Source organism: Bartonella sp. AA86SXKL (assembly GCF_042196885.1).
This window is the reverse complement of sequence record NZ_JBHIRE010000075.1, coordinates 1-1,684: the sequence shown is the minus strand read 5'-3', so window position 1 is coordinate 1,684 and position 1,684 is coordinate 1. Positions and strand designations below refer to the sequence as shown.

2 protein-coding genes are annotated in these 1,684 nt (G+C 39.0%); both read left to right on the top strand.

Translation table 11 applies throughout. The features are described from left to right. Positions 1 to 377 precede the first annotated feature (377 nt). The gene (locus ACFIO5_RS09810) at positions 378 to 749 is read left to right on the top strand and encodes a helix-turn-helix domain-containing protein (RefSeq protein ID WP_375705297.1); all 372 of its coding nucleotides are present in this window, start codon (positions 378 to 380) and stop codon (positions 747 to 749) included. 451 nt (positions 750 to 1,200) lie between these two features. After that, a complete protein-coding gene (locus ACFIO5_RS09805) occupies positions 1,201 to 1,593 on the top strand; it encodes a helix-turn-helix domain-containing protein (protein ID WP_375705296.1) in 393 nt (130 codons plus the stop codon). Positions 1,594 to 1,684 lie beyond the last annotated feature (91 nt).

The window sequence follows — 1,684 nt, the reverse complement described above, 5'->3', positions numbered from 1 at the left end:
CCTCCACCTCTCATCCTCCATCTCTCATCTTCCGCCACTCATCCTCCATCTCTCATCCTCCACTTCTCATCCTCCAGCGATCACTCCCTCATTCAAAAATTGTAACTTCAAAAACTGTTCTAATTGTTATTGTAAATCCTCTGAAATTCCTTTATGACTTAAAAGATGTTTTGGTCGCATACGCAACGACCAATAGGGATCTAAAAACCCTAAATCCGAGCGTAAAAATGAACCCACTGATGTGGGTGTCCCGGAATTCCGGGAGATTTTGCTATGTCCAGGTGCTACAAGCACTAAAAGCAAAAAGCTGATTTAGGTTCAGTGTTTTAGACTCCCGGAATACCAATGCGAGGGCGCTCGCAACCGGCGGGGGGAAGATGCAAGCGAGAAATCTTCATCAAGCAAAAAATCTTCATAATGACATTTTCGTGGGCAAAAAAATTCGTTTTCGGCGAAAAATGCTGAAAATGTCTCAAAAAACATTAGCTGATCACTTGAAGGTAAGCTCCCAACAAATTCAAAAATATGAAACAGGATTAAATCGTGTGAGCGCAGGGCGTTTAAAGGAAATTGCTGATATCTTAAGTGTTCCTATTGCCTTTTTTTACGCTGATCTCTTCACAAAACAAGACACCCCCACCCAGCATGATGAAATCGCCTCAAACAGAGAGGAATACTTCCTTTTGAAAAGTTTTAGAGAACTCAAACCGAAAAAACAGAAGGCAATTTTGTGCTTGCTTTCCGATTAAAATTTTTAAAATCCGCTTTTTATAATAAGAAACTCTCCACCTTTCAAATTCTCATATCTGCTCCCATATACGTTCAGATGCAGCTTCTACTGCTGCAACCAATGAATAAGCATTTCTTCTCTTGTATCTCCGGTACGATGTATCTCCGGTACGATGTATCTTCGCTACGATGTCTCTCTGCTACGATGCCTCTGCGGTCTTTAGAGCATTTTCGAAAACAAAGACTGTTTAAATTTTCATTGCTAATATTCTAAGATTATTTTATTAATGAGATGTTTTTGGTCGATTACGCAACGATCAATAAGAGAAGTAAAACCCTAAATTCTAAAAAATTAGCTTATTATGTGAGCTTTCCTGGAATTCCGGGAGTTTTTGCTATGTCCAGGTGCTTCTCAGCACTAAAAGCAAAAAGCTGATTCGGATTCAGTATTTTCAACCTCCCGGAATACCAATGCGAGGGCGCTCGCACCCGGTGGGGGACTTTAAAGTGCAAAACAAAAATCCGCATTTTAATGATATTTCTGTAGGCAAGAGAATTCGTTATAGAAGAAAGATGCTAGGACTTTCTCAAAAACAGTTAGGCCACTCCTTAGGAGTCACTTTCCAACAAATTCAGAAATATGAAAAAGGAATAAATCGTGTAGGAGCAGGACGTTTACAGGAAATTGCCGACAGACTGGATGTTCCTGTTTCTTTCTTTTATGCTGATATCTCAAAAAAAGAAGATACCCTCTACCCTGATAACGACAGAATATCAAACAAAGCAGAACACTTACTTTTAAAAAATTTCAGAGGACTTAACCCCAAAAAACAGAGGGCAATCTTGCGGTTGATTTCTGATTAAGAAGACATCTTCCTATTTCCGTGATTTCTATGAACATTTCTTCAATAAACGCCTTTATCATGTGAAAAGAACTTATGAGGTAAGAATAAAA

What these genes read in the sequence shown, in the direction of transcription:
- ACFIO5_RS09805 (WP_375705296.1), top strand. Translation starts at nt 1,201, where the DNA reads ATGCGAGGGCGCTCGCACCCGGTGGGGGACTTTAAAGTGCAAAACAAA.
- ACFIO5_RS09810 (WP_375705297.1), top strand. Translation starts at nt 378, where the DNA reads ATGCAAGCGAGAAATCTTCATCAAGCAAAAAATCTTCATAATGACATT.